Annotated in this window: 24 protein-coding genes and 1 pseudogene; 10 read left to right on the top strand and 15 right to left on the bottom strand. The window is 68.9% G+C overall.

Annotated features, from left to right (window positions below; genetic code table 11):
- Positions 1 to 57: 57 nt before the first annotated feature.
- From ACS5NL_RS15350 to ACS5NL_RS15340, 3 genes are read right to left on the bottom strand one after another with little or no spacing between them, the layout of a single operon-like run.
- Entirely contained in the window at positions 58 to 693 is a 636-nt protein-coding gene (locus ACS5NL_RS15350; protein ID WP_439354792.1) for an FMN-binding negative transcriptional regulator, read from the bottom strand.
- 6 nt (positions 694 to 699) lie between these two features.
- Complete coding sequence (locus tag ACS5NL_RS15345; protein ID WP_439354791.1) at positions 700 to 1,344, bottom strand: FMN-binding negative transcriptional regulator; 645 nt, start codon at positions 1,342 to 1,344, stop codon at positions 700 to 702.
- A 9-nt stretch (positions 1,345 to 1,353) separates the two neighbouring features.
- Positions 1,354 to 1,998 (bottom strand): LysE/ArgO family amino acid transporter, encoded by a 645-nt coding sequence (locus ACS5NL_RS15340; protein WP_439354790.1) that lies wholly within the window; start codon positions 1,996 to 1,998, stop codon positions 1,354 to 1,356.
- Between the two features lie 73 nt (positions 1,999 to 2,071).
- Here ACS5NL_RS15340 and ACS5NL_RS15335 point away from each other — a divergent pair, with 73 nt between their 5' ends.
- The gene (locus ACS5NL_RS15335; protein WP_439354789.1) at positions 2,072 to 2,968 is read left to right on the top strand and encodes a LysR family transcriptional regulator ArgP; all 897 of its coding nucleotides are present in this window, start codon (positions 2,072 to 2,074) and stop codon (positions 2,966 to 2,968) included.
- A 6-nt stretch (positions 2,969 to 2,974) separates the two neighbouring features.
- On the opposite strand, the gene ACS5NL_RS15330 is transcribed toward ACS5NL_RS15335, so the two are convergent.
- From ACS5NL_RS15330 to ACS5NL_RS15305, 6 genes are all read right to left on the bottom strand, one after another.
- Positions 2,975 to 3,979 (bottom strand): transketolase family protein, encoded by a 1,005-nt coding sequence (locus ACS5NL_RS15330; RefSeq protein ID WP_439354788.1) that lies wholly within the window; start codon positions 3,977 to 3,979, stop codon positions 2,975 to 2,977.
- The gene (locus ACS5NL_RS15325) at positions 3,976 to 4,818 is read right to left on the bottom strand and encodes a transketolase (protein ID WP_439354787.1); all 843 of its coding nucleotides are present in this window, start codon (positions 4,816 to 4,818) and stop codon (positions 3,976 to 3,978) included. The genes ACS5NL_RS15330 and ACS5NL_RS15325 overlap by 4 nt, the downstream gene beginning before the upstream one ends.
- Before the next feature lie 103 nt (positions 4,819 to 4,921).
- Positions 4,922 to 6,181, bottom strand: a complete 1,260-nt coding sequence (locus tag ACS5NL_RS15320; RefSeq protein WP_439354786.1) for a TRAP transporter large permease — start codon at positions 6,179 to 6,181, stop codon at positions 4,922 to 4,924.
- Positions 6,178 to 6,684 (bottom strand): TRAP transporter small permease, encoded by a 507-nt coding sequence (locus ACS5NL_RS15315; RefSeq protein WP_439354785.1) that lies wholly within the window; start codon positions 6,682 to 6,684, stop codon positions 6,178 to 6,180. The genes ACS5NL_RS15320 and ACS5NL_RS15315 overlap by 4 nt, the downstream gene beginning before the upstream one ends.
- Positions 6,685 to 6,706: 22 nt before the next feature.
- Positions 6,707 to 7,693 carry a TRAP transporter substrate-binding protein gene (locus ACS5NL_RS15310; RefSeq protein WP_439354784.1) on the bottom strand — a complete coding sequence of 329 codons (987 nt, stop codon included), beginning with the start codon at positions 7,691 to 7,693 and terminating at the stop codon, positions 6,707 to 6,709.
- A 144-nt stretch (positions 7,694 to 7,837) separates the two neighbouring features.
- Complete coding sequence (locus ACS5NL_RS15305; RefSeq protein WP_439354783.1) at positions 7,838 to 8,587, bottom strand: SDR family NAD(P)-dependent oxidoreductase; 750 nt, start codon at positions 8,585 to 8,587, stop codon at positions 7,838 to 7,840.
- A 124-nt stretch (positions 8,588 to 8,711) separates the two neighbouring features.
- Between ACS5NL_RS15305 and ACS5NL_RS15300 the strand changes: the two genes are divergently transcribed.
- The 9 genes and pseudogenes from ACS5NL_RS15300 (at position 8,712) to ACS5NL_RS15260 (ending at position 16,534) form a co-directional block, all read left to right on the top strand.
- Positions 8,712 to 9,596 carry a LysR substrate-binding domain-containing protein gene (locus ACS5NL_RS15300; protein ID WP_439354782.1) on the top strand — a complete coding sequence of 295 codons (885 nt, stop codon included), beginning with the start codon at positions 8,712 to 8,714 and terminating at the stop codon, positions 9,594 to 9,596.
- A gap of 85 nt (positions 9,597 to 9,681) precedes the next feature.
- Positions 9,682 to 10,152, top strand: a complete 471-nt coding sequence (locus tag ACS5NL_RS15295; RefSeq protein WP_439354781.1) for a MarR family winged helix-turn-helix transcriptional regulator — start codon at positions 9,682 to 9,684, stop codon at positions 10,150 to 10,152.
- A 7-nt stretch (positions 10,153 to 10,159) separates the two neighbouring features.
- A complete protein-coding gene (locus tag ACS5NL_RS15290; RefSeq protein WP_439354780.1) occupies positions 10,160 to 10,555 on the top strand; it encodes a DUF1398 domain-containing protein in 396 nt (131 codons plus the stop codon).
- A 69-nt stretch (positions 10,556 to 10,624) separates the two neighbouring features.
- Complete coding sequence (locus tag ACS5NL_RS15285; protein ID WP_439354779.1) at positions 10,625 to 11,374, top strand: ABC transporter ATP-binding protein; 750 nt, start codon at positions 10,625 to 10,627, stop codon at positions 11,372 to 11,374.
- A gap of 34 nt (positions 11,375 to 11,408) precedes the next feature.
- Positions 11,409 to 13,778, top strand: a complete 2,370-nt coding sequence (locus tag ACS5NL_RS15280; protein WP_439354778.1) for an ABC transporter permease — start codon at positions 11,409 to 11,411, stop codon at positions 13,776 to 13,778.
- Positions 13,775 to 14,998, top strand: a complete 1,224-nt coding sequence (locus ACS5NL_RS15275; protein ID WP_439354777.1) for an efflux RND transporter periplasmic adaptor subunit — start codon at positions 13,775 to 13,777, stop codon at positions 14,996 to 14,998. The genes ACS5NL_RS15280 and ACS5NL_RS15275 overlap by 4 nt, the downstream gene beginning before the upstream one ends.
- Positions 14,999 to 15,114: 116 nt before the next feature.
- Positions 15,115 to 15,213 (top strand): annotated as a pseudogene (locus ACS5NL_RS15270) (single-stranded DNA-binding protein); the annotation flags it as partial.
- A 250-nt stretch (positions 15,214 to 15,463) separates the two neighbouring features.
- Positions 15,464 to 15,931 carry a helix-turn-helix domain-containing protein gene (locus ACS5NL_RS15265; protein ID WP_439354776.1) on the top strand — a complete coding sequence of 156 codons (468 nt, stop codon included), beginning with the start codon at positions 15,464 to 15,466 and terminating at the stop codon, positions 15,929 to 15,931.
- Positions 15,932 to 15,943: 12 nt separating this feature from the next.
- Complete coding sequence (locus ACS5NL_RS15260) at positions 15,944 to 16,534, top strand: RES family NAD+ phosphorylase (protein ID WP_439354775.1); 591 nt, start codon at positions 15,944 to 15,946, stop codon at positions 16,532 to 16,534.
- A 13-nt stretch (positions 16,535 to 16,547) separates the two neighbouring features.
- Here the strand turns inward: ACS5NL_RS15260 and ACS5NL_RS15255 are convergent, their stop codons facing one another.
- From ACS5NL_RS15255 to ACS5NL_RS15230, 6 genes are all read right to left on the bottom strand, one after another.
- The gene (locus ACS5NL_RS15255; RefSeq protein ID WP_439354954.1) at positions 16,548 to 17,027 is read right to left on the bottom strand and encodes a VOC family protein; all 480 of its coding nucleotides are present in this window, start codon (positions 17,025 to 17,027) and stop codon (positions 16,548 to 16,550) included.
- Positions 17,028 to 17,100: 73 nt separating this feature from the next.
- Positions 17,101 to 18,612 carry a tripartite tricarboxylate transporter permease gene (locus ACS5NL_RS15250; RefSeq protein WP_439354774.1) on the bottom strand — a complete coding sequence of 504 codons (1,512 nt, stop codon included), beginning with the start codon at positions 18,610 to 18,612 and terminating at the stop codon, positions 17,101 to 17,103.
- Position 18,613: 1 nt separating this feature from the next.
- A complete protein-coding gene (locus tag ACS5NL_RS15245; protein WP_439354773.1) occupies positions 18,614 to 19,060 on the bottom strand; it encodes a tripartite tricarboxylate transporter TctB family protein in 447 nt (148 codons plus the stop codon).
- Positions 19,061 to 19,108: 48 nt separating this feature from the next.
- Complete coding sequence (locus ACS5NL_RS15240) at positions 19,109 to 20,095, bottom strand: Bug family tripartite tricarboxylate transporter substrate binding protein (RefSeq protein ID WP_439354772.1); 987 nt, start codon at positions 20,093 to 20,095, stop codon at positions 19,109 to 19,111.
- Positions 20,096 to 20,208: 113 nt separating this feature from the next.
- Complete coding sequence (locus ACS5NL_RS15235) at positions 20,209 to 21,633, bottom strand: sensor histidine kinase (RefSeq protein WP_439354771.1); 1,425 nt, start codon at positions 21,631 to 21,633, stop codon at positions 20,209 to 20,211.
- Entirely contained in the window at positions 21,630 to 22,298 is a 669-nt protein-coding gene (locus ACS5NL_RS15230) for a response regulator (protein WP_439354770.1), read from the bottom strand. The genes ACS5NL_RS15235 and ACS5NL_RS15230 overlap by 4 nt, the downstream gene beginning before the upstream one ends.
- Positions 22,299 to 22,311 lie beyond the last annotated feature (13 nt).

Below are 22,311 nucleotides of genomic sequence, written 5' to 3'. Positions count from 1 at the left end.
GGGCAGCGTAGGACCGCCCCCATCAGGAAAGCATATGCCCTGCGGGCCGGCCCCGTTTCAGGAGGGGGCGCGGGTGCCGCGCATGGCACTGGCAATGTCGTGCTGTCCCAGCGCGTCCAGCCCGGCTGCCGCGCCTTCCAGGTCGCGCGCCTCGCGGTTCTGGCCCAGCTTGAACTTGCCCACCAGGCGCGTGATCTGGATCTCGACGCCCACGATCACCTGCAGCAGGCCGTTGATGAACTCGGGCGCCGAATCGCCCATGCGCCAGGGCCGCTCCTGCTGCGCGCGTTGTTCGTGTTCGCGCGTCAGGCGGCCGACCAGGCCGCGCACGAAGCGTTCGTCGTCGCGCACCCGCAGCACGCCGTGCGCGTGCACCACCTGGTAGTTCCAGGTCGGCACATGGCGGTGGTGTTCGGGCTTGCTCGGGTACCAGTTGGGCGAGATGTAGCCGTCCGCCGCCTGGAAGATCACCAGCACCTCGGTGTCGCCGGCCTGCTGCCACACCGGGTTGGCGCGCGCGACGTGGGCGCGCAGCAGGCCGTGCGGGCCCACGGTGGCGTCCAGCTCGAAGGGCAGGGGGTTGGCGTCCAGACCGTCCGGGCCGTGGGTGACCAGCTGGCCCAGCGGGTGGGTGGTGATCAGCGCGTGCAGCACCTCGGTGCGGTTCTCTTCAAAGTGGGTGGGGCGGTACATGGTGGTTCAGGGGTGGGTGCGCAAGGCGCGTTCTACCAGATCGGCCATCGCGTGGTCGGCGCCGTTGCCTCGGGCGCGCAGGCCGTCCACGGAGCCCTGCCGGTCAGCGGGCGCTTCGTCCTGGCTGGCCTTGAGCCTGCCTTCGATCTGGTCGATGGGGATCTCGATGCCGACGATGCCGCGCACCAGCCGCTGGATGAAGCCGGCCGGCGCATCGGCCACCCGCCACGGCGCGGGGCGCCCGGCCTCCTGTGCCCGGGTGAGCCGGTCCAGCAGGTCGAGCAGGCGCTCACCGTCTTCGATCACCCGTGCCACGCCGTGCACATGGGCGGCGGCATAGTTCCAGGTGGGCACAACGCGACCATGTTCGGCCTTGCCCGGGTACCAGCCCGGCGTGATGTAGGCCTGTGGCCCGAGGAACGTGACCACCGAAGTGGCCGCCGCATCCCAGGTGTGCCAGACCGTGTTGGCCCGGGCCACGTGGCCCAGCAGTGTGCCGTTGGGTCCCGCTCCGCGGTCCAGCACAAAGGGGATGTGGTTGGCGATCAGGCCCTCTGCACTGCGACACACCCAGGTGCCCAGCGGGTGGGCGTCGATGAGGTCGAACAGCGCCGCGCGGTCGTCGAGGCGGTGGCAGGGCGGCAGATACATGCGGGAGCCTCAGACGCCTTGCAGCACGTGGCGCAGCAGCAGGGCGGCCATGACCCACATGGTCAGACCGATCAGGCCGTCCAGCACCTGCCAGGCGCGGGGCTTGCGGAACAGCGGCGCCAGCCAGCGCGCGCCAAACCCCAGGCCGCAGAACCAGACCAGGCTGGCCATGCTCGATCCGGCCACGAACCAGCCGCGCAGACCCGCCGGTTGCTGGGCGCCGATGCTGCCCATCAGCATCACCGTGTCCAGATACACGTGCGGGTTGAGAAGGGTGAACGCGGCGGCCTGCGCCAGCACCGCGCCCCGGCTGAGGCCATCACCGGCGGTTTCGGCCGACAGCTGGCTGGCGTGCCGCGCGCGCTGCAGGGCCTGCCAGCCGTACCAGGCCAGAAAACCCGCGCCCGCCAGCGCCAGCGCCTGGGCCAGACGCGGGCTTTCGCCCAGCGCCTGCGCCATGCCCAGCACGCCGGCGCTGATCAGCACCGCGTCCGCCAGCGCGCAGAACAGCACCACCGGCGCCACGTGCTCGCGCCGCAGGCCCTGGCGCAGCACGAAGGCGTTCTGCGCGCCGATGGCGACGATCAGGCCAAAACACAGCAGCAGGCCCTGGACAAAAGCGGGCACCACCTGGGCAAAAGAAAACGAAGTCATGCCCCGAGCTTGCCAGCGCCGGTGGATGAAGACAAACTGTCTTTCCTTCATCAGCTTTAGAAAAACTGAATCCATGCTCGACTACGCCGCCCTCAATGCCCTGGCCGCCGTGGTGCGCGAAGGCAGCTTCGACCGTGCGGCCCGCGCGCTGCACGTCACGCCCTCGGCGATCTCGCAGCGCATCCGCCTGCTGGAAGAGCGCGCGGGCTGCGCGCTGGTGGTGCGCGGCCAGCCCTGCACCCCCACCGACACCGGCCGCCGCATGTGCCAGCACATGGACCGCGTGCGCCTGCTGGAACAGGAGCTCAGCGACGCGCTGCCCACCATGGCGCCCGAGGGCGGCGTGCGGGTGCGGCTGCCGGTGGCGGTGAACGCCGACAGTCTGGCGAGCTGGTTCGCGCCCGCGCTGGCTGCGTTTGCGGCCGAGGCGCCGGTGCTGGTGGAGCTGAGCGTGGACGACCAGGACCACACCGCCGAGTGGCTGCGCACCGGCGCCGTGCTGGCGGCCGTGACCAGCGCCGCGCGGCCTGCCACGGGCTGCAACAGCCAGCCGCTGGGCGTGATGCGCTACCTGGCCGCGGCCAGCCCGGCGTATGTGGCGCGCCACTTCAGCGGCGGTGTGGGTGCGGGCAGCCTGGCGCAGGCGCCCAGCCTGCTGTTCAACACCAAGGACGAACTGCAGGCCGGCTGGGTGCGCCGCCTGTGCCACCGGCATGTGGAGCTGCCGCGGCACACGCTGCCCTCGCCGCAGGCCTTCGTCACCGCCGCGCTGGCCGGCATGGGCTGGGGCATGTTTCCACAGGGCATGGTCGAGGACCTCCTGGCCGACGGCCGCCTGGTCGAACTGGTGCCCGGCACGCCGCTGGACGTGCCGCTGCACTGGCAGACCGCGCGGGCGGCGTCGGGTGTGCTGGACGGCTTGACGCGGCAGATCGTGGCGGCGGCGCGGTCTGCGCTCTTGCCCTTGTGACCGGCTTCAGCCCAGCCAGGCCTTCACGCGGCCCGACAGCGCTTCGGTGCTGATGCCGTAGCGGTCGTGCAGCGTGGGCAGCGCACCCGCGTCGAGGTAGGCATCGGGCAGGCCGGCGAGGCGGAAGCGCGCGGGCGCCACGCCGTTCTGCAGCAGCGCGCTGGCCACGGCTTCACCCAGGCCGCCGACCACCGAATGGTTCTCGGCCACCACCACCAGGCGCGGCCTGGATTGCACCTCGGCCAGGATGGTCGCCACGTCCAGTGGCTTGATGGTCGGGCAGTGCAGCACGGCCACGCCTACCTTGTCGGCCTTGAGTGCCTGGGCCACTTCCAGTGCGCGCATGGTCATGAAGCCGCTGGAGATGATGAGCACCTCGTCCCCATCCACCAGCCGCTTGGCCTTGCCGAGTTCGAACGCGTAGTCGTATTCGTCCAGCACCAGCGGCACGTTGCCGCGCAGCAGGCGCATGTAGACCGGGCCGTTGTGCGCGGCGATCTGCGGCACGGCCTGTTCGATGTCGAGCGCGTCACACGGGTCGACGATGGTCAGGCCGGGGATGCCGCGCATCATGGCGATGTCTTCGGTGGCCTGGTGGCTGGGGCCGTAGCCGGTGGTCAGGCCCGGCAGGGCGCAGCACATCTTGACGTTGAGGTTTTCCTCGGCGATCACCTGGTGGATGAAGTCGTAGGCGCGGCGCGTGCCGAACACCGCGTAGGTGGTGGCGAAGGGGATCAGGCCTTCCTTGGCCATACCGCCGGCCGCGCCCATCAAGAGCTGCTCGGCCATGCCCATCTGGTAGTAGCGCTCGGGATAGGCCTGGGCGAACAGGTGCAGGTCGGTGTACTTGCCCAGGTCGGCGGTCATGCCGACGATCTCGGGGCGGTTCGCGGCCAGTTCGACCAGGGCCTTGCCAAACGGCGCGGCCTTCACGCGCTGCCCTTCGCCCGCGATGGAGGCGATCATGGCCGAGGTGGTCAGGCGCGGTTTCTTTTCAACAACGGTGTTCATGCTGCGGCTCCTGCGGGGGCGGATTGGTCGAGGACGGCGAGGGCCTGTTGCCACTCGGGTGGATCGACGCGGATGAAGTGGTTCTTGTCGCGGGTTTCGAGGAAGGGCACGCCCTTGCCCATCAGCGTGTTGAACAGGATCACGCGCGGCTTGGCTTCCTTCAGGTGGCGTGCCGTGTCAAAGGCAGCCAGCACGGCGGCCATGTCGTTGCCGTCGATGCGCTGCACGTGCCAGCCAAACGCCAGCCACTTGTCGGCCAGTGGCTCGAAGCCCAGCACCTTGCTGCTGGGGCCGTCGGCCTGCTGGTTGTTGATGTCCACCAGGCAGATCAGGTTGTCGAGTTGGTGGTGGGCGGCCGACATCGCGGCTTCCCAGGTCGAGCCCTCGTCCAATTCGCCGTCGCTCATGCTGTTGTAGACGAAGGCCGGGTTCTTCTTCTGCTTCAGCCCCAGCGCCATGCCGACGCCGATCACCAGGCCCTGGCCCAGCGAACCGCCCGAGATTTCCATGCCCGGCGTGTACGTGGCCATGCCGCTCATGGGCAGGCGGCTGTCGTCGCTGCCGTAGGTTTCCAGCTCTTCCTCGGCAATGATCTTCGCTTCGATCAGCGCGGCGTAGTGGGCAATCGCGTAGTGGCCGTGCGAGAGCAGGAAGCGGTCGCGGCCTTCCCATTCGGGTTCCTCGGGGCGCAGGTTCAGGGCATGGCCATAGGCCACGGCCAGCACATCGGCCCAGCCCAGGGCCTGGCCGATGTAGCCCTGGCCCTGGACCTCGCCCATGCGCAGGGCGTAGCGGCGGATGCGGTGCGCGCAGGCGCGCAATGAACTCAGATCGGACATTTGCGTTCTCCAGTAGTGGGTCAAGCGGACGCCGCGGGACCGGCTTGGCCGGGCCGCTGGCGGCGCCCCCTTGAGGGGGAGCGCCGCAGGCGCGCAGGGGTGGTCAGTGAATCGTGAGCCAGGGCAGGTAGGCGAAGCCCAGCAGCAACCCGATGGCGACGATGTAGAAGGGGATCAGCTCCTTCACCACGTCACCGATGCGCACCTTGGCGATGGTGCTGGTGATGAACAGCGTGGTACCGATGGGCGGGTGGTAAAGCCCGATCGAGAGGTTCACGATCATCATGATGCCGAGCTGCACGGTGTCCATGCCCACGGCCGAAGCCAGCGGCACGAACATCGGGGTCAGCAGCAGCACGGCGGCCGGCAGGTCGATGAACATGCCGGTGGCCAGCATGATCAGGTTCATCGCCAGGATGATCAGCCAGGGCGACTGCAGGGTCTCGGTGGCGAAGCGGGTGAACGCGGCGGGCAGCTGTTCGTAGGTGACGACCCAGCCCACGATGCTCGACGCCATGATGATCAGCAGCACCACACCGGTGGAGATGCCGGCTTCCACGGCGGCGTGCTTGAGCTTGGCCAGGGTCAGGTCGCGGTAGACCAGGCCCGACACCACCAGCGCATACAGGGTCGACATCACGCTCACTTCGGTCGGCGTGGCGATGCCGAAGCGCAGGAACACGATGATCAGCACCGGCATCAGCAGGGCAGGACCGGCCTGCAGGAACTGCTGGCCGAAGGCGTGCCACTCGAACGGCGTGGTGTCGCGCGGGAAGTTGCGGCGGCGGCCCTGGATGTAGCAGACCAGCATGAAGCCGCCGCACATCAGCAGGCCCGGCAGGATGCCGGCCACGAACAGCGCGCCGATGGACGCACCCGACACCAGGGCGTAGACGATCATCGGGATCGAGGGCGGGATCAGGATGTCGATGGTGGCGGCGGCGGCCAGCGTGCCGGCCGCGAACGGCGCCGGGTAGCCCAGCTTCTTCAGCCAGGGGATCAGCATGGAGCCGATCGCCGAGGCATCGGCCACGGCCGAGCCCGACACACCGCCGAAGATGGTGGACGAGAGCACGCCCACCTGCGCCGGGCCGCCGTGCACGCGGCCAATCATCATGGACAGCAGGTTCACCAGGCTCTGGCCCAGCTTGCCGCTGACCATGAGCGCGCCGGTCAGCATGAAGAACGGAATGGCGATCAGCGGGAAGCTCTGCACCTGCGAGATCATCTGCTGCACCGCGAGGTCCACCGGGATGCGGCCGAGCATCAGCAGGGCACCGACCGAGGCCAGCACCAGGGCGTGGGCGATCGGGATCGACGCCAGCGCGGCGACGATGAACAGGCCAATGATGAGCGCGGTCATGTCGAGGCTCCTTCCAGGTCGGCATCCACGCCGGTGCTGCGCCACAGGGCGGGGATCTGGGTGAGGGTGACCACCGACAGCAGCACGAAGCCGGCCATCAGGCAGCCGACCGTGATCGAGCCGGGCACGTTGAGGATGGGCGTGCGCTCATCGGCCGCGATTTCCATCAGCGGCAGCGTGGCCCAGGTCAGGCCCAGGTACAGCGTCGCCACGATGACGGCGCCGCTGGCCAGCACCCAGCGGCGGGCGCTGCCCAGGCGCTGGGTCAGCAGCACCACCGCGATGTGCGAGCCGTGTTGCGCGGCCAGCACCACGCCGGACATGATGATCCAGGGGAACATCAGTTCGGGCAGCTCGGACGCCCAGGCCAGGCTGCTGCCCGAGGCGTAGCGCAGCACCACGTTGATGCTCAGGATGAGGAAGGTCAGCGTCAGCGTGGCGTACAGGACGAGCCGGCAAGCCAGCCCGATGCCGCGGTTGACCCAGTCGATACAGGTGTTCATGGCGTGATCCCGGCCGGTGCGCTCAGCGCGCAGCAGCGATGACCTTCTTCAGGTACGGGCCGATGGGCGTAGCCAGCCACTTGTCGTCCACCGCCGAGGTGGCCTTGGCGAACGCGGCCTTGTCCACGTTGGTCACCTGCACGCCCTTGGCCTTGAGTTCGGCCAGCAGCTTGTCGTCGGCCTCCTGCGACATCTTGCGTTGCAGTGCGGTGGCTTCGGCAGCCGCTTCGGTGACGGCCTTGCGGTCGGCGTCGGACAGTTTGTCCCAGGTGCGTTTGCTCATCAGGAAGGGCGTCATCTGGAACATGTGGCTGGTCAGTGCCAGGTGCTTCTGGACTTCGTAGAGCTTGCTGGCGTGGATGTTGACCAGCGGGTTCTCCTGGCCGTCCACCACGCCCTGCTGCAGGGCGACGTACAGCTCGGCGAACTTGATCTGCTGCGCGTCCGCACCCAGCGCCTGCATGATGTCCACCAGCACGGCGTCGGGCGGGGTGCGCATCTTCAGGCCTTTCATGTCCTCGACCTTGGTGATCGGGCGCTTGCTGTTGGTCATGTGGCGGATGCCGTTGTCCCAGTAGCCCAGCACGACCATGCCCTTGTCGGCCGTCTTCTGCGCCAGCTCCTGGCCCAGCGGGCCGTCCAGCAACTTGAAGGCCTGGGCGGGCGTGGAGAACATGAAGGGCATGCCGTAGGCCGCGTACTCGGGCACGGCGGCCGACAGCGCGCCCTGCGAGTTGGCCGACATGTCGAGCGCGCCGGTGCGCAGCGCGGTCACCATGGCGGCGTCGTCACCCAGCTGGGCCGAGGGCGCGACCTGCACCTCGATGCGGCCGGCCGTCTTGGCCTTGAGCACGTCGGCGAACTTCACGGCGGCCTCGTGGCGCGGGTTGCCCGGCGCGGCGCCGTGACCCAGTGTCAGCTTCATGGCCTGGGCCTGTGCGGCCAGGGGCAGGGCAGCGGCCAGCGCGGCCACGGCAAACAGGGTGCGGGTGAAGGTCTTGCGTTGCATGGTCTTGTCTCCGGAGGATGTGGGTGATGGTGAAGGGTCACAGTGCGCCGCGCGATGCGATCCCGTCGGGGATGCCGCCGATCTGGCTTGGCCAGTCGGCAGGCATCGCCCCCTGGGGGGTGACGCCGCAGGCGGCGCGGGGGGTCAATGAATGAGCATGCCGCCGTTCACGTCGAGCGTGATGCCGGTGCAGTAGGTCGAGAGCGGGCTGGCCAGGAACACGCAGGCGCCGGCGATGTCGTCGGCGCGGCCCAGGCGGGCCAGCGGAATCGTCTCGGCGATCTCGGCCTTCTTCTCTTCGGTCAGCTTGCCCTTGATGATGTCGGTGCCGATCAGGCCGGGCGTGATGCAGTTGACGCGGATGCTCTCGGGGCCGAACTCGCGCGCCATGGCGCGGGCCAGGCCCAGCACGCCGGCCTTCGCGGCCGAGTAGTGCGGGCCGCCCAGGATGCCGCCGCCGCGCTGCGCCGACACGGAAGAGATGCAGACGATGGAGCCGGCCTGCTGGGCGCGCATGGCGGGCAGCACGGCCTGCGACATGTAGAGCGTGCCGCGCAGGCTCACGTCGAGGATGCGGTCGTAGTCGGCGCCGGTGATCTCCAGCGTCTTCACCGGCTGGGTGATGCCGGCGTTGTTGACCAGCGTGTCGATGCGGCCGAAGGCCTTGAGCACCGCGGCGGCGGCGGCGTCGCACGAGGCCTTGTCGGTCACGTCGGCCACCAGGCCGATGGCGCCGTGGCCGATCTGCGCGGCTGCAGCGGCCGGGTCGGCGCGTTCCAGGTCGAGGATGGCGACCTTGGCGCCCTGCGCGGCCATGAGGCGGGCGGTGGCGAAGCCCAGGCCATTGACGCCGGCACCGCCGGTGATGATGGCCACGTTGTCCTTGAGCAGCATGTGTCTTGTCTCCAGTGGGTTGAACAGTTCTGGGAGCGGATTCTGAAAGCCGTCCATGCTGATGACAAGCGATAAAAGGTCAGCGTAAGATGACAGATCGTCACTCAACGTCAGGGTTCACCCCATGGCCGCTTTGCCCCCCATCGCCAACCTGCAGGCCTTCGAGGCCGTGGCGCGCCGCCGCAGCTTTGCGCTGGCCGCGGCCGAGCTGCACCTCACCGCCTCGGCCATCAGCCACCAGGTCTCGCGGCTCGAATCGCACCTGGGCATTCGCCTGTTCGAGCGCAGCGCGCATGGTGTGCGCCTGAGCCCGGCGGGCGAGCACTACCTGCTGCATGTGGGCGCCGCGCTGAATGCGATCACCACCGCCACCGACGACCTGCGCCAGGGCATCCGCAACAGTCTCTATGTGCACTCGGCGCCCAGCATCGCCAGCCTCTGGCTGATGCCGCGGCTGCACCGCTTTGCGCAGGCCTATCCGGACATTTCGCTCAACCTCTCGGCCGCACACACGCCCAGCGACTTCTCACTGGGCCAGTCCGACATCGACATCCGCTATGGCATCCCGCAGTGGGGCGATCTGGTGGTCGAGCCGCTGTTCGAAGAAGCCATCCTGCCGCTGGCCAGCCCGGCCTTCATCAAGGCGCACAAGCTCAAGCGGGTCGAGCAGTTGCTGGAGGTGCCGCTGATCCAGAGCAATGTGAGCATCGTGCAGTGGTCCGACTGGTTCGGCCGCTTCACGGCGCTGCGCGCACCCGACCGGTTTCCGGTGCGCTTCGACCGTGCGCAGATGTCGCTGGACGCGGCCACGCAAGGCCTGGGCGTGGCGCTGGAAAGCGCGATGAACGCGGGTGGCCACCTGGCCGAGGGCAAGCTCAAGGCGCCGTTCGGCATGGAACGGGCCGTGCGCGTCAAGGCGCACTTCGCCGTCTACCCCGAACGCCACGCCAAGCGGCCGGCGGTGGAGGCATTCCTCTCGTGGCTGCACGGCGAGGCGGCGAAGACCTGACCCCGACTCTTTGAGGGCAACCGGATCCCCTGTTGACGAAGGTTTCTTTGGAAACTAAACTGGAAAAAGTTTCCGTGGAAACATAATGACCAACCCAAAAGCCAGCGTCTCCACCTCCCCGCTCGAAGCCCACCTTGGCTTCTGGCTGCGCTTCGTCTCCAATCACGTGTCCCAGCGGTTCCGGCAGCAGCTGGAGGCGCAGGGCGTGACCGTCACCGAATGGGTGGCCTTGCGCACGCTGCTGGCGCAGGGGCAGGGGAGCCATGCCAGCCTGATCGACGCGCTGGGCATGACCAAGGGCGCCGCCTCCAAGGTCATCAGCCGGCTGGAGGAGAAAGGCCTGGCGCAGCGGCAATGGGCCGAGGGCAGCGCGCGCGGGCAACTGCTGGTGCTGACCACCAAAGGCCGGGCGCTGGTCCCGAAGCTGGCCCGGCTGGCCGACGCCAACGACGAGCACTTCTTCGGCCACCTGCCGGCGGCCGAGCGCCAGGCGTTGGTGGATGCGATGCAGGCCCTGGTGCAACACCACCAGCTCAAACAGATTCCATCCGAGTGACCCCGCCATGCAAGACAGCACGCAGCACACCATCCGTTCCACCTTCGACGCATCCAACGAGGGCCGCATCCACTTCGGCCAGGTCATCGGCCAGCTCGTGGCCGCCGGCGTCGAGTCCTACCACGTGGACTACCGCTGCGGGCGGTCGACCTATTTCCTGCCCGACGGCGAAACCATGGACCTGCCTTTCGAGCCGCCTGCCGGGGGCATCGCCGACGCCTTCGACGGCGACGCGGTGCGCGCGGCCATCCGCGGCGCCCAGCGGGGCGAAGTGATGTTTCCCGAGTTCAAGACGCTCACGCAGCAGGCCGGTTGCGCCGGCTACACGGTCTGGATCGCGGGCCGGCACGTCACGTACTTTGGCCGCCGCGGCGAGACACACATCGAGCGCTTTCCCGACTGATCGGGGTCAATCTGCGCGGTTTCTGACGCATGTCATCGCGGAAGCCAGTGTCTGCGCGAACATAGAGGAATGGCCGCTTCAGATTTCGTTTCCCGATCCAGCGCTCCTGCCGTCTTCACCGCCCGCGCCCTGACCAAGACCTACGGTGAGGGCGACACGGCGGTGCACGCCCTGCGCGGCGTCGATCTGGACATCGTGCGCGGCGAGTTCGTGGTGCTGCTCGGCGCCTCGGGCAGCGGCAAGTCTACGCTGCTCAACATCCTGGGCGGACTGGACACGGCGACCAGCGGTTCGGCGCAGTGGACACACGATGGCGCCGTGCACGAACTCATCGGTGCGGGCGACGCCGAGCTGACGCGCTACCGGCGCGAACACGTGGGCTTCGTGTTCCAGTTCTACAACCTGATCCCCAGCCTGACCGCCGAAGAGAACGTGGCGCTGGTGACCGATCTGGCCGAGCATCCGATGGACCCCGCCGATGCGCTGGCGCTGGTCGGGCTGGCCGAGCGGCGGCGGCATTTCGTGTCGCAGCTCTCGGGCGGCGAGCAGCAGCGGGTCGCGATCGCGCGGGCGATCGCCAAGCGGCCCGAGGTGCTGCTGTGCGACGAGCCCACCGGTGCGCTGGACTGCGCGACCGGCGTGATGGTGCTGCAGGCGATCGAACGGGTGAACCGCGAGCTGGGCACGACCACGGTGGTCATCACGCACAACGCGCCGATCGCGGAGATCGCCGACCGCGTGCTGCGGCTGGCCGACGGCCGCATCGTCGAGAGTCGCCGCAACGCGCACAAGCAGCCGGCCTCGGCGCTGAGCTGGTGAGGCGGGACATGACCGCAGGCCGAAGGGTGCCCACATGACCGCGCTGCACACCAAGCTCTGGCGCGACCTGACGCGGCTGCGTGCGCAGGTGCTGACCATCGCGATGGTGGTGGCAATCGGTGTCTCGGGTTTCGTCGGCATGTTCGCGGTGCACGAATCGCTCAAGGCCTCGCGCGACGCCTTCTACCGCGACAACCGGCTGGCCGACGTGTTCGTCGGCGTCAAGCGCGCGCCGGTGCACCTGCGCGAGCGCCTGGCCGCGCTCGACGGTGTGGCCGAGGTGAAGCTGGACGTGGTGTTCGACGCGCAGGTCGACCTGCCGGGCGTGGTGCCGCCGGTGACCGGCCGCTTCATCGGCCTGGACCTGTCGGCGGTGCACGCCGGGCGGCAGGGCCTGAACGCGCTGACGCTCAAGCGCGGACGCTGGCCCGAGCGCGGCAGCGAGCTCGAAGCGCTGGTCAGCGACCGGTTCGCCGCGGCCCGCCAGCTCCACCCTGGCGACACGGTGCACGCCATCCTCAACGGCCAGCGCGAACGCATCCGCCTGGTCGGCACGGCGGTGACGCCCGAATACGTGTTCGCCTCGCAGGGCGGGGCGCCCGACGACTCGGCCTTCGGCATCTGGTGGATCGACGGCGCGCGCCTGACCGGGCAGTTCGACATGCAGGGCGCCTTCAACCAGGCGGCGCTGAGCCTGCACGCGGGCATGCCGGTCACGGCCGTGCGGAGCCAGGTCGACCGCCTGCTCGCCCCCTATGGCAGTGTCGGCGCGGTGGGCCGCGACGGCCAGCTCTCGGCCAAGATCGTCGACGACGAACTCTCGTCGCTCAAGGTCATGGGCACGGTGCTGCCGGCGATCTTCCTCGCGGTCGCGATGTTCATCCTCAACGTCGTGCTCAGCCGCCAGGTCGCGACGCAGCGCAGCCAGATCGCCGCGCTCAAGGCGCTGGGGTATGGCGACGGCGCCATCGCCTGGCACTACATCCAGCTCGCGCTGGTGATCGCGGGGCTGGGCGTGGTGTCCGGGCTGCTGCTGAGCGAGCTGATCGGGCGCGGCATGCTCAGCCTCTACGACGAGGTGTTCCGCTTCAACGGCCTGGCCTACGCGATGAGCCCCTGGCTGGTGCTGGCCTCGGCGCTGATCGCCGGGCTCGCGGCCGCCGCCGGCACCTGGACCGCGATCCACGCCGTGGTGCGGCTGCGGCCCGCGCAGGCCATGATGCCGCCCACGCCGCCGGCCTATTCGAAGACCCTGGTCGAACGCCTGGGCCTGGGCCGCTTCCTCACGACCGGCGCGCGCATGGTGGTGCGCCAGCTGGAGCGCCGCCCGCTGCGCGCGGCATTCACCGTGACAGGCATCGCGCTGGCGGTCGCGCTGCAGATCTCGGGCGCCTTCTGGCTCGACGCGATCGCCGTCATCGTGGATGTGCAGTTCCGCCAGGTGCAGCAGGGCGACGTGCTGGTCAACTTCCGCCGGCCGGTGCCGCCCACCGTGGTGCAGGACCTGCGGCGCCTGCCCGGCGTGCTCGACGCCGAGCCCTACCGCACCGAGCCGGTCAAGGTCTCGCTGCGCGGGCGCAGCGAAGACACGGCGCTCAGCGGCTACCTTGGCGACGCGCGGCTGCTGCGCGTGGTGGACGAACAGCGTGGCGCCGTCGCCATGCCGGCACACGGTGTGGTGCTCTCGGCCCTGCTGGCCGAGGCGCTGGGCGCCCGGGTGGGCGACCATGTGCAGATCGGGTTCCGGCTCTGGAACCGGCGGCAGGTCGATGTCGAGGTGGTCGACATCGTGCACAGCATGTTCGGCAAGCTGCTCTACATGAACCTCGACGCGATGAACCGGCTGGCGGGCGACGGCGATGGCGTGGCCGACGCGGCGCTGCAGGTCGACCCGGCGGCGATGGACCGTTTCTGGGCCGCGGTGAAGGCCGCGCCCACCATCAGCTCGGTGTTCGACAAGGCCGGTTCCATGGAGGCCTTCAACCAGCGCACCTCGCGCAACATGGGCGTGTTCAGCGGCATCCTCACGCTGTTCGCGATCGCGATGGCGGTCGGCATCATCTACAACGCGGCGCGCATCTCGCTCTCCGAGCGCGCCTGGGAGCTGGCCAGCCTGCGCGTGCTGGGCATGACGCGGGCCGAGGTGTCGGTGCTGCTGCTGGCCGAACTCGGTGGTGAACTGCTGCTGGCACTGCCCCTGGGCGCGGGGCTCGGCTATCTGCTGGCCAGTGCCATGATGGCCCTGATGTCCAGCGACGCGATCGATTTTCCGGTGGTGATCGAGCCCTCGACCTATGCGTCGGCGGGGCTGATCGTGCTGGCCGCCGGGGTGGCCAGCGCGCTGCTGGTGCGCCGGCAGATCGACCGGCTCGACCTGGTTTCCGTCTTGAAGGTGCGTGAATGAAAACTACCAACTCCTGGAGCCCCGCCCGCCGCTGGGGCGTGGGTCTTGCGGCGCTGGGCGCCGTGGCTGTGCTGGTGTGGGCCGCCTACCGGCCACGTCCCGTCGACGTGGAGATGGCGCCCGTGGCCCAGGGCCGCTTCGAGCAGGTGATCGAAGAGGATGGCCAGCTGCGCCTGCAGCACCGCTATCTCGTCACCGCGCCCACCGCCGCGCAGTTGCAGCGGCCCGCGCTCAAGGTCGGCGACGTGGTGAAGGCCGGCGAGGTGGTGGCGGTGCTGGCCCCCGCCGCGCCCGGCATGATCGACGCGCGCACCCGCAGCGTGCTGCAGCAGCGCGTGGGCAGCGCCGAAGCCGCCACCGCCGCCGCCAGCGCCAACGTGCGCCGCCTGCAGGCCGCGCTGGCCCAGGCCACGCTCGAAGCCGAACGCTCCAGCCAGCTCGCCAAGGACAACTTCATCGCCCCGTCCGCCCGCGACCAGAGCCGCCTCGCCCGCGAAGCCGCGGCCCAGGCCCTCAAGGCCGGCCAGGCCGAACAGGCCGCCACCGAACACGCCCTGGGCGAAGCCCGCGCCGCGCTCGGTCGCGCCGAACCGTCGGGCCCTGCGCAGCAAGGACTGTGGTCGCTCAGGAGCCCGGTCGACGGTCGCGTCGTCAAGCTGCACAAGGAAAGTGCCGAACCCGTGACCGCGGGACAGGCGTTGCTCGAAATCGGCGACACCGGCGCGATGGAGGCCGTGATCGACGTGCTCTCCGGCGACGCGCCGCGCATCGCTGCAGGCGCCGCCGTGCAACTGGCCACTGGCCGCAACCAGCCGCCGCTGGCGGGGCAGGTCGCGCGCGTCGACCCGGTCGCTTTCACCAAGACCTCGGCCCTGGGCATCGAAGAACAGCGCGTCAACGTGACCGTCGCGCTCAAGGCGCCGCCCGAAGAGCTGCAGAAGCTGGGCGACGGCTTCCGTGTCGACGCGCGCATCACGGTGTCGGCGCAGGACGGCGCGTTGCTCGTGCCCTCGGCCGCGCTGGTGCGCCAGGGCGAAGGCTGGCAGGTGTTCGTGGTGGAGGGTGGCAAGGCCCGCGCGAGGACCGTGAGCTTCAGCGACCGCAACGCCGACAGCGCCTGGGTGAAGGACGGGCTGAAGGCGGGGGAGACGGTGATTCTTTATCCGGGGAGCGGGATGAAGGATGGGCAGCCGGTGAAGAGCAAGGAAAGTCGTTCATAGGATTTCTTTCCAACTTAACGAGATTGACGAAATTTCCAAAATTAACTAGACTCTGCGCACCTTGCTCCAGTACGCCATGACTGTTTCGTGGGACTGGTCACCGAAAGAGGTGTGATTTGGCTTCAGTCAACAAAGTCATCTTGGTTGGAAATTGCGGACGAGATCCGGAGATCCGTTACCTGCCTTCAGGCGCTTATGTGCGTTCTGGTCGGCTGAATGCGGCGGAGTACTTGGGGAGTCATTACGAAGATTTCTTAGCGTCGCTTTTGCCAGTTGGACAGGTCTCTTCCGACAAGGTGCTTTCGTCCACTCCGACTGCACTGAACAAAAGCGATTGCGGCCAGAACAGGGCAAGAAGAAGAATTCCGACCGCTCATTCCGGCTTCATCCGTTCAACCAGTTTTTTTGGCAGCAGCAAGGCCAACAAGCGTAACGCGCCATAACAGCGGGCATCAGTGAACGCACATGAACACTTTGACTTTTCCCCTCTCTGTTGCCCTTGAAACCCCAACCCGCCGTACCGTATCCGTCGACCCCTACGCCAGCGAAGCGCAGACCGATGCGTTGCTGCGCTCGGGCGCGGCCTACCGGCGCGAGCGCATGCAGGCGGCCGACATGGTCACCACCGACGAAGCCGCCGAACTGGCGGGCACCTCGCGCGTGACCATCAACGCCTGGATCAAGGCGGGTCGCTGCATCGGTGTCTCGCACCTGCGGCGCGGCTTCAAGCTGCCGCGCTGGCAGTTCGAGCCGTTCGTGTTCCCGCACCTCCAGCCGCTGTCGCAGGCGCTGGGCACCACCGACGGCTGGCCGCTGCTGGCCTTCCTGGAAAGCCCGCACCCGGCGCTGGACGGCCAGACGCCCCGTGTGGCGCTGGAGCAGGGTGTGGACGCGAAGCGCGTGCTGGGTCTGGCGACCGCAGAGGGACATTGATGCCCCCTGCCCATGAACCTCAAAGAACTCAAACCACCGCTGATTGAGCTGCCCGCCGGGCAGACGTTTTTCCGGGTCCAGTTGCTGCGTGCGCGACCCGGCACGGTCAAGACCAACGGGCTCTTGTTGCCACCGGCTGGTGTGTTGTCGGGGCGTTTCTGTCTGTCCGATCAGGTCACCGCGTACCTGGCCGACAGTGCGGACACCGCGCTGTTCGAGTCGCTGTTCCGTCGGGAAACCACGAGCCGAAGCCTGGGTGATCTGCGCCAGCGGGCCTTGCTGCAATTCACCACGGCCCAGCGGCTGCGGCTGGTGGACCTGCGCCCGCTGGCGGAGCCGTACCCGCTGCTGCTGAGCCTGCGTATCGAGCAGACGCAGGCGCTGGCGCTCGACTGCATCAAGGCGGGCCACCAGGGTCTGATCTATGCCTCGACGCAGTACCTGCAGCACGCCTGTGTCTGCCTGTTCCCGGAGGGCATTGCGGCCTTGAAGCGGCAGCACCAGTGGCCGCTGGTCAAACCGGGCACGCGCCAGTTGCTGCACGCGGTGGTGGACGCCGCGCGGCGCTCGGGCGTGCCGTTGCTGGCGGACGAGCCGGCCTGACGGGCGAGGGCGATCAGCCCTGCCGCGCCGCCTCGATCGCGGCGATGTCGATCTTGGTCATCTGCATCATCGCGTTGAACGCGCGCTTGGCCGCAGCGCGGTCGGGGTCGGTGATGGCGGCGGTCAGGGCGCGCGGCGTGATCTGCCACGACAGGCCCCACTGGTCTTTGCACCAGCCGCAGGCGCTCGCTTCGCCACCGTGGTCGATGATGGCGTTCCACAGGCGGTCGGTCTCGGCCTGGTCGTCGGTGGCGATCTGGAACGAGAAGGCCATGCCGTGTGGCACGCCCGGGCCGCCGTTCAGACCGAGGCAGGGGATGCCGGCCACGGTGAACTCGACGGTCAGCACGTCACCCTGTTGGCCGGCGGGGTAATCACCGGGCGCGCGCATGATCGCGCCCACCGCGCTGTCGGGGAAGGTCTCGGCATAGAACCGCGCGGCTTCTTCGGCGGTGCCGTTGAACCAGAGGCAGATGGTGTTTTTGACGGGCAGAGTGGTCTCCTGGACGGGGGAGACCACGATGGCCGAATGCGCGCCACCTGTGGCGGGAACCATGCCCCGCAGATCAGGCGGCCGGCGCTTCTGCGCGCTTGCGCCCGGCCAGCAGCCTCAAGCCCAGCGGAACCACCAGCATCAGCACGGCCGAGGTCCAGAGGCCGATGGAGATCGGGCTTTCGACCAGGATGCCCGCGTCGCCGTTGCTGATGGACAGGGCGCGGCGCAGGTTCTGTTCCATCATGTCGCCCAGCACGAAGCCCAGGATCAGTGGCGCCATCGGGATGCCCTGCTTGCGCAGCAGGTAGGCGGCAAAGCCCAGCGCGGTCATCAGCACCAGGTCGAAGGTGGTGGCGTGCACCGCGTACACGCCCACGCTGCTGACGGCCACGATGCCGGGCACCAGCAGCCAGTTGGGCACGCTCAGCACCTTGGTGAACACACCCACCAGCGGGATGTTCATCACCAGCAGGATGACGTTGGCCAGGAACAGCGAGGCGATCAGGCCCCACACCAGGGTGGGCTGCTGGGTGAAGAGCGCCGGGCCGGGCGTGATGTTGTAGAGCGAGAGCGCACCCACCATCACCGCCGTGGTGCCCGAGCCGGGCACGCCCAGCGTGAGCATGGGCACGAAGGAGCCGGTGGCGGCCGAGTTGTTGGCCGCTTCGGGCGCGGCCACGCCGCGGATGTCGCCCTTGCCGAAGCTGCCCTCGGTGTCGGTCAGGCTTTTTTCCATCGAGTACGTCATGGCGCTGGCGATGGTGGCGCCCGCGCCGGGCAGCACGCCCACGCCGAAGCCCACCACGCTGGAGCGCAGCGTGCCCCACCAGGTGGCCTTGAGCTCATTCCAGTTGAACAGCATGCGCCCGGTCTGCGTCACCAGGCCGGCATTGCTGTGGTGCTCCTGCAGCATCAGCAGCAGCTCGCTGATGGAGAACACGCCGATGACCACCACCACGAACTGGATGCCGTCGGAGAGGTGGATGTCGCCGCCGGTGAAGCGGTAGACGCCGGAGTTGGAGTCCAGGCCCACGCAGGACATCGAGAGGCCGATGATCGCCGCCAGCCCGGCCTTGACCGGCGCGTCGCCCATCAGCCCGGCGATGCAGGCGAAGGCAAAACACATGAGCGCGAAGTACTCGGCCGGCCCGAACGACAGCGCCCAGCCCGCCAGCAGCGGCGCGAACAGCACGATGCCGATGGTGGCGATCAGCGAGCCCACGAAGGAGCTCCAGGCCGAGATCGACAGCGCCACGCCGCCCAGGCCCTGGCGCGCCATGGGGTAACCGTCGAGCGCGGTCATGATGGCGCCCGCGTCGCCCGGCACGTTGAGCAGGATGGAGGAGATGCGGCCGCCGTACTCGCAGCCGATGTACACGGCCGCCAGCAGGATCAGCGAGGTCTCGGGTGGCAGCTTCATGGCAAAGGCCAGCGGCATGAGGATGGCCACGCCGTTGATCGGGCCCAGACCGGGGAGCAGGCCGACGATGGTGCCGATGAAGCAGCCGACGGCGGCGATCAGCAGGTTGGTTGGGCTCAGCGCGACGCCGAAGCCCATCATCAGGTGTTGCAGGGTGTCCATGTCAGCTTCCTCCGAGCAGGGCGGCCAGCGGTCCGGCGGGCAGGATCACGTCCAGCAGCTTGTCGAACATCAGGTAGAGCACGAGGCCCAGCGCGGCGCCGCCGGCCAGGACCTGTTTCCAGCTGCCGCCGAAGGCCATGCCCACCGGCACCGACATGAGGGCGGTGGCCAGCACAAAGCCCAGCCACTGGAACAGCAGCGCATAGCCCAGCACCGCTGCGGCGCACAGGGCCGTGGGCTTCCAGGGCACGCCGCGGTAGGCTTCGGCGCCGGTACTGGGCTTGAACACCAGCCAGAGGCCCGACAGCGCCAGGCCGCTGGCCAGCAGCAGCGGGAAGGCGCGCGGGCCCACAGGTTCGTAAGAGATGGCAGCGGCGTAGTCTTGCGCGGCCCAGGCCATGGCGGCGGACGCGACAACACACACCGCGCCGAGGGCGCGGTCACTCATGGGGGACTCCTGAAGGGTGTGCGCAGGGCCCGATCAGGCCCTGGCGGATCAATTGGCGGGGGTGACGTTCAGGCCGAACTCGAGCGCCAGCTTGCGGTAGGCGGTCACCTGCTTCTTGACGTAGGCGTCCAGCGGCGCACCGGTCATCGCCATGGGAAACAGGCCGCGCTCGTTGCGCAGCTTGTCGTAGGCGGGCGTGGCCAGCAGCTTGGTGAAGGTGTCGGCCCAGACCTTGTAGTCGGCGTCGCTGACCTTGGGGCCGACGTAGAAGCCGCGCACGATGGGCCAGTCCACGTCGTAGCCCTGTTCGGTGGCGGTGGGAATGTTCGCCATGTCGCCGGGCAGGCGCTTGTCGTTCATCACCGCCAGGATGCGCACCTTGGACCCGGCCTTGATCTGCTGCTGGGTCTCGGCCGCGTCGCCGGTGAAGACGTGAATGTGACCACCCTGCAGCGCGGTCAGCGCCTCGCCACCGCCTTCAAAGGCCACGTAGCGCATGGTCTTGGGGTTCACGCCGCCGGCGCGCGCGGTGAGCGCGGCCTTCATCCAGTCCTGGCTGCCCACGGTGCCGCCCGCGCCCAGCACCACCTTGGTCGGGTCGGCCTTCATGGCGGCCATCACGTCCTTCAGGGTCTTGTAGGGCGAGTTCTCGGCCACCACCACTGCGCCGTAGTCGGTGCCGATGGCGGCCAGCCAGCGCACGTCGTTCTCGGTGTAGCGGCCGAACTTGCCCTGGGCCAGGTTCAGCAGCGAGCCGCCCGAGAAGGCGACGATGGCGTTGGCCGCGTCGGGCTTCTGCGCGATCACGGTGTTGTAGGCCACGGCGCCGATGCCGCCGGGCATGTAGGTCACGCGCATCGGGTCGGCGATGTATTTGCCGTCCTGCAGCGCGCTCTGCACCAGCTTGCAGGTCAGGTCGAACCCGCCGCCGGGCTTGGCGGGGGCGATGCACTCGGTCTTGTCCAGCGGGTTGGCGAAGGCGGTCAGGGCGGCGGTCGAGGCGGCGGCCAGGACGAATTTGACGCACAGGTTCATGAAAGTGTCTCCTCTGTGGGGTGGAACGCTCGCAACGGACTTGCTGCGATGGAGCCACTGTAGAAAACGGGCACTTTCAGCGCGCTTTCAGAAAATCGGGCCAAACATGCGGGTTAACCCGCAAGCCCGTCGGCCGCTGGTGGGGCGGGCAACCGCAGGCTCACGCTCAGCCCGCGGCCGTCCGGTCCGGCGCTCACGTGCATCGTTCCGCCGTGTCGCTGCGCCACGGTGCGCACGATGGCCAGCCCCAGGCCGGAGCCGGGCAGCGTGCCGCCACGGCCGCGGAAGAAGCGCTCGCCGGCGCGCGCCAGTTCGTCGGGCGGCACGCCGGGGCCGTCGTCCACCACCGCCCATTGCACCGCATCGTCGGCCAGACGGCGCAACACCAGCGTGACGTGGCAGCCGGGGCCGCCGTGCCGGATGGCGTTGTGCAGCAGGTTGGACAGGGCTTCGCGCAGCAGGTCGGGCTCTCCTTGCAGGGGCAGCGGGCCGTCGGGGGCATCCAGGCCCAGGTCGACCCCCTGTTCGCGCGCCTGCGCCCACCACTGGCGCACCAGGGCCTCGGACAGCGCCACCGCATCGAACGCCTGGCGCTGCGGCGGCGCGCTGTCGGCGCGGGCCAGTGACAGCATCTGGTTGGTCTGCCGGATGGTCTCGTCCAGTTGCTCGCGGATGGTGTCGAGCACCTGGCGCTGCGCGCCGGGGTCGGTCTCGCGCTGGGCAAAGGCCACCTGGGTGGCCAGCGTGGTCAGTGGCGTGCGCAGCTGGTGCGAAGCATCGTCGACGAAGCGGCGGCGCGCCTCGGCCTGCGCGCGGTTGCGCTCGATGTGGTGGTTGATGGCCTGCACCAGCGGGCGCACCTCGGCGGGTGCACCGCTGTCGTTCATGGGGGTCAGGTCCTGCGGGTCGCGCGCGTCCACCTCCTGCCGCAGCCGGTCCAGCGGGCGCATGGCCCAGGCGATGGCCAGGGCCAGCAAGGCGGTGGCCGCCAGCATCAGCAGCACATCGCGCGCCAGCGACTGCAGCACCAGCGCACGGCGGAAGTCATTGCGTGCCTCCAGCGTTTCGGCCACCTGGATCACCACGCGTTGCGGCCCTGTCTGGCCGGCCAGTGGCGGGTTCAGTTCACGCGCGTAGCTGCCCACGCGCACCGCCTGGCCCAGGTAGGCCCCTTCGTGGAACTGCGGCTGTCCGGTCTTCAGTGGCCGGGGCGGCGTGGGCAGGTCGGCGCTGCCGATTTCGACCAGCCCGTCTTCCGTGGCCACGCGGTAGAACACCTGGCCCTGCGCGGTCAGCTCGAAGAATTCGAGCATGCGGTAGGGCAGCTCCACGCCGATGCCGCCGCTGGCGGTGGAGATGCTGGAGTCGATCGACTTGACCGCCCCCAGCAAAGAGCGGTCGTAGGCCGCGTCGGCCGCTTCGCTGGCGGTGCGCCAGCCCAGCCAGAGCTCGCCCACAACCACTGCACTCAGTCCCGGCAGCAGCAGCACCAGCAGGAAGCGGCGGATGCTGGCGCGGGCCCAGCCGAGCAGGTTCACGGCGTGTTTTCGAGCTGGTAGCCCAGCCCGCGCAGGGTGGCGATGCGCACGGGCGTTTCCTCCAGCCGCTTGCGCAGGCGGTGGATCAGCACCTCGATGGCTTCGGGGTTCACGTCCTGTTCGTCGGAGAACACGCGCTCCAGCAGTTCGCGTTTGGACAGCGGCTCGCCCGGGTGCTGGATCAAGGCGCGCAGCACCGCGTGTTCGCGTGGGGTGAGGTTGAGCACCTCGTGCTGCAGGCGGAACTGCCTGGCCACGCTGTCGTAACTCAGCGGCCCGCAGGCAAAACGTGGGTGGTCCTGCCCGCGCGAGCGTCGGATCAGCGCGATCAGCCGCGCTTCGAGTTCGGCCACGTCGAAGGGTTTGGCCAGGAAATCGTCGGCGCCGCCATGCAGGCAGTTGACCCGCTCCATCAGCGAATCGCGGGCGGTGAGGATCAGCACCGGCAGGCGTTCGTCGGCCTCGCGCAGGTCTGACAACACGTCGTGCCCACCCAGGCCGGGCAGGCCCAGGTCGAGGATGAGCGCGTCATACTTCGTGGCCTTCAGGCTGCGGCGCACCAGCCGGCCGTCGTTCACCCAGTCGACCAGGAAGTCGTTCTGGCCCAGGGCCTTGACCAGCCAGGTGCCCAGTTCGGTTTCGTCTTCGGCGAGCAGGATGCGCATGGCGCAATTGTGA

This window comes from Hydrogenophaga sedimenti (assembly GCF_051857515.1).
In the GTDB taxonomy this organism is placed as follows: Bacteria; Pseudomonadota; Gammaproteobacteria; order Burkholderiales; family Burkholderiaceae_C; genus Hydrogenophaga.
The sequence above is the reverse complement of the archived record's forward strand: the minus strand, read 5'-3'. Positions and strand labels throughout refer to the sequence as shown.

What these genes read in the sequence shown, in the direction of transcription:
- ACS5NL_RS15350 (WP_439354792.1), bottom strand. Translation starts at nt 693, where the DNA reads ATGTACCGCCCCACCCACTTTGAAGAGAACCGCACCGAGGTGCTGCAC.
- ACS5NL_RS15345 (WP_439354791.1), bottom strand. Translation starts at nt 1,344, where the DNA reads ATGTATCTGCCGCCCTGCCACCGCCTCGACGACCGCGCGGCGCTGTTC.
- ACS5NL_RS15340 (WP_439354790.1), bottom strand. Translation starts at nt 1,998, where the DNA reads ATGACTTCGTTTTCTTTTGCCCAGGTGGTGCCCGCTTTTGTCCAGGGC.
- ACS5NL_RS15335 (WP_439354789.1), top strand. Translation starts at nt 2,072, where the DNA reads ATGCTCGACTACGCCGCCCTCAATGCCCTGGCCGCCGTGGTGCGCGAA.
- ACS5NL_RS15330 (WP_439354788.1), bottom strand. Translation starts at nt 3,979, where the DNA reads ATGAACACCGTTGTTGAAAAGAAACCGCGCCTGACCACCTCGGCCATG.
- ACS5NL_RS15325 (WP_439354787.1), bottom strand. Translation starts at nt 4,818, where the DNA reads ATGTCCGATCTGAGTTCATTGCGCGCCTGCGCGCACCGCATCCGCCGC.
- ACS5NL_RS15320 (WP_439354786.1), bottom strand. Translation starts at nt 6,181, where the DNA reads ATGACCGCGCTCATCATTGGCCTGTTCATCGTCGCCGCGCTGGCGTCG.
- ACS5NL_RS15315 (WP_439354785.1), bottom strand. Translation starts at nt 6,684, where the DNA reads ATGAACACCTGTATCGACTGGGTCAACCGCGGCATCGGGCTGGCTTGC.
- ACS5NL_RS15310 (WP_439354784.1), bottom strand. Translation starts at nt 7,693, where the DNA reads ATGCAACGCAAGACCTTCACCCGCACCCTGTTTGCCGTGGCCGCGCTG.
- ACS5NL_RS15305 (WP_439354783.1), bottom strand. Translation starts at nt 8,587, where the DNA reads ATGCTGCTCAAGGACAACGTGGCCATCATCACCGGCGGTGCCGGCGTC.
- ACS5NL_RS15300 (WP_439354782.1), top strand. Translation starts at nt 8,712, where the DNA reads ATGGCCGCTTTGCCCCCCATCGCCAACCTGCAGGCCTTCGAGGCCGTG.
- ACS5NL_RS15295 (WP_439354781.1), top strand. Translation starts at nt 9,682, where the DNA reads ATGACCAACCCAAAAGCCAGCGTCTCCACCTCCCCGCTCGAAGCCCAC.
- ACS5NL_RS15290 (WP_439354780.1), top strand. Translation starts at nt 10,160, where the DNA reads ATGCAAGACAGCACGCAGCACACCATCCGTTCCACCTTCGACGCATCC.
- ACS5NL_RS15285 (WP_439354779.1), top strand. Translation starts at nt 10,625, where the DNA reads ATGGCCGCTTCAGATTTCGTTTCCCGATCCAGCGCTCCTGCCGTCTTC.
- ACS5NL_RS15280 (WP_439354778.1), top strand. Translation starts at nt 11,409, where the DNA reads ATGACCGCGCTGCACACCAAGCTCTGGCGCGACCTGACGCGGCTGCGT.
- ACS5NL_RS15275 (WP_439354777.1), top strand. Translation starts at nt 13,775, where the DNA reads ATGAAAACTACCAACTCCTGGAGCCCCGCCCGCCGCTGGGGCGTGGGT.
- ACS5NL_RS15265 (WP_439354776.1), top strand. Translation starts at nt 15,464, where the DNA reads ATGAACACTTTGACTTTTCCCCTCTCTGTTGCCCTTGAAACCCCAACC.
- ACS5NL_RS15260 (WP_439354775.1), top strand. Translation starts at nt 15,944, where the DNA reads ATGAACCTCAAAGAACTCAAACCACCGCTGATTGAGCTGCCCGCCGGG.
- ACS5NL_RS15250 (WP_439354774.1), bottom strand. Translation starts at nt 18,612, where the DNA reads ATGGACACCCTGCAACACCTGATGATGGGCTTCGGCGTCGCGCTGAGC.
- ACS5NL_RS15245 (WP_439354773.1), bottom strand. Translation starts at nt 19,060, where the DNA reads ATGAGTGACCGCGCCCTCGGCGCGGTGTGTGTTGTCGCGTCCGCCGCC.
- ACS5NL_RS15240 (WP_439354772.1), bottom strand. Translation starts at nt 20,095, where the DNA reads ATGAACCTGTGCGTCAAATTCGTCCTGGCCGCCGCCTCGACCGCCGCC.
- ACS5NL_RS15230 (WP_439354770.1), bottom strand. Translation starts at nt 22,298, where the DNA reads ATGCGCATCCTGCTCGCCGAAGACGAAACCGAACTGGGCACCTGGCTG.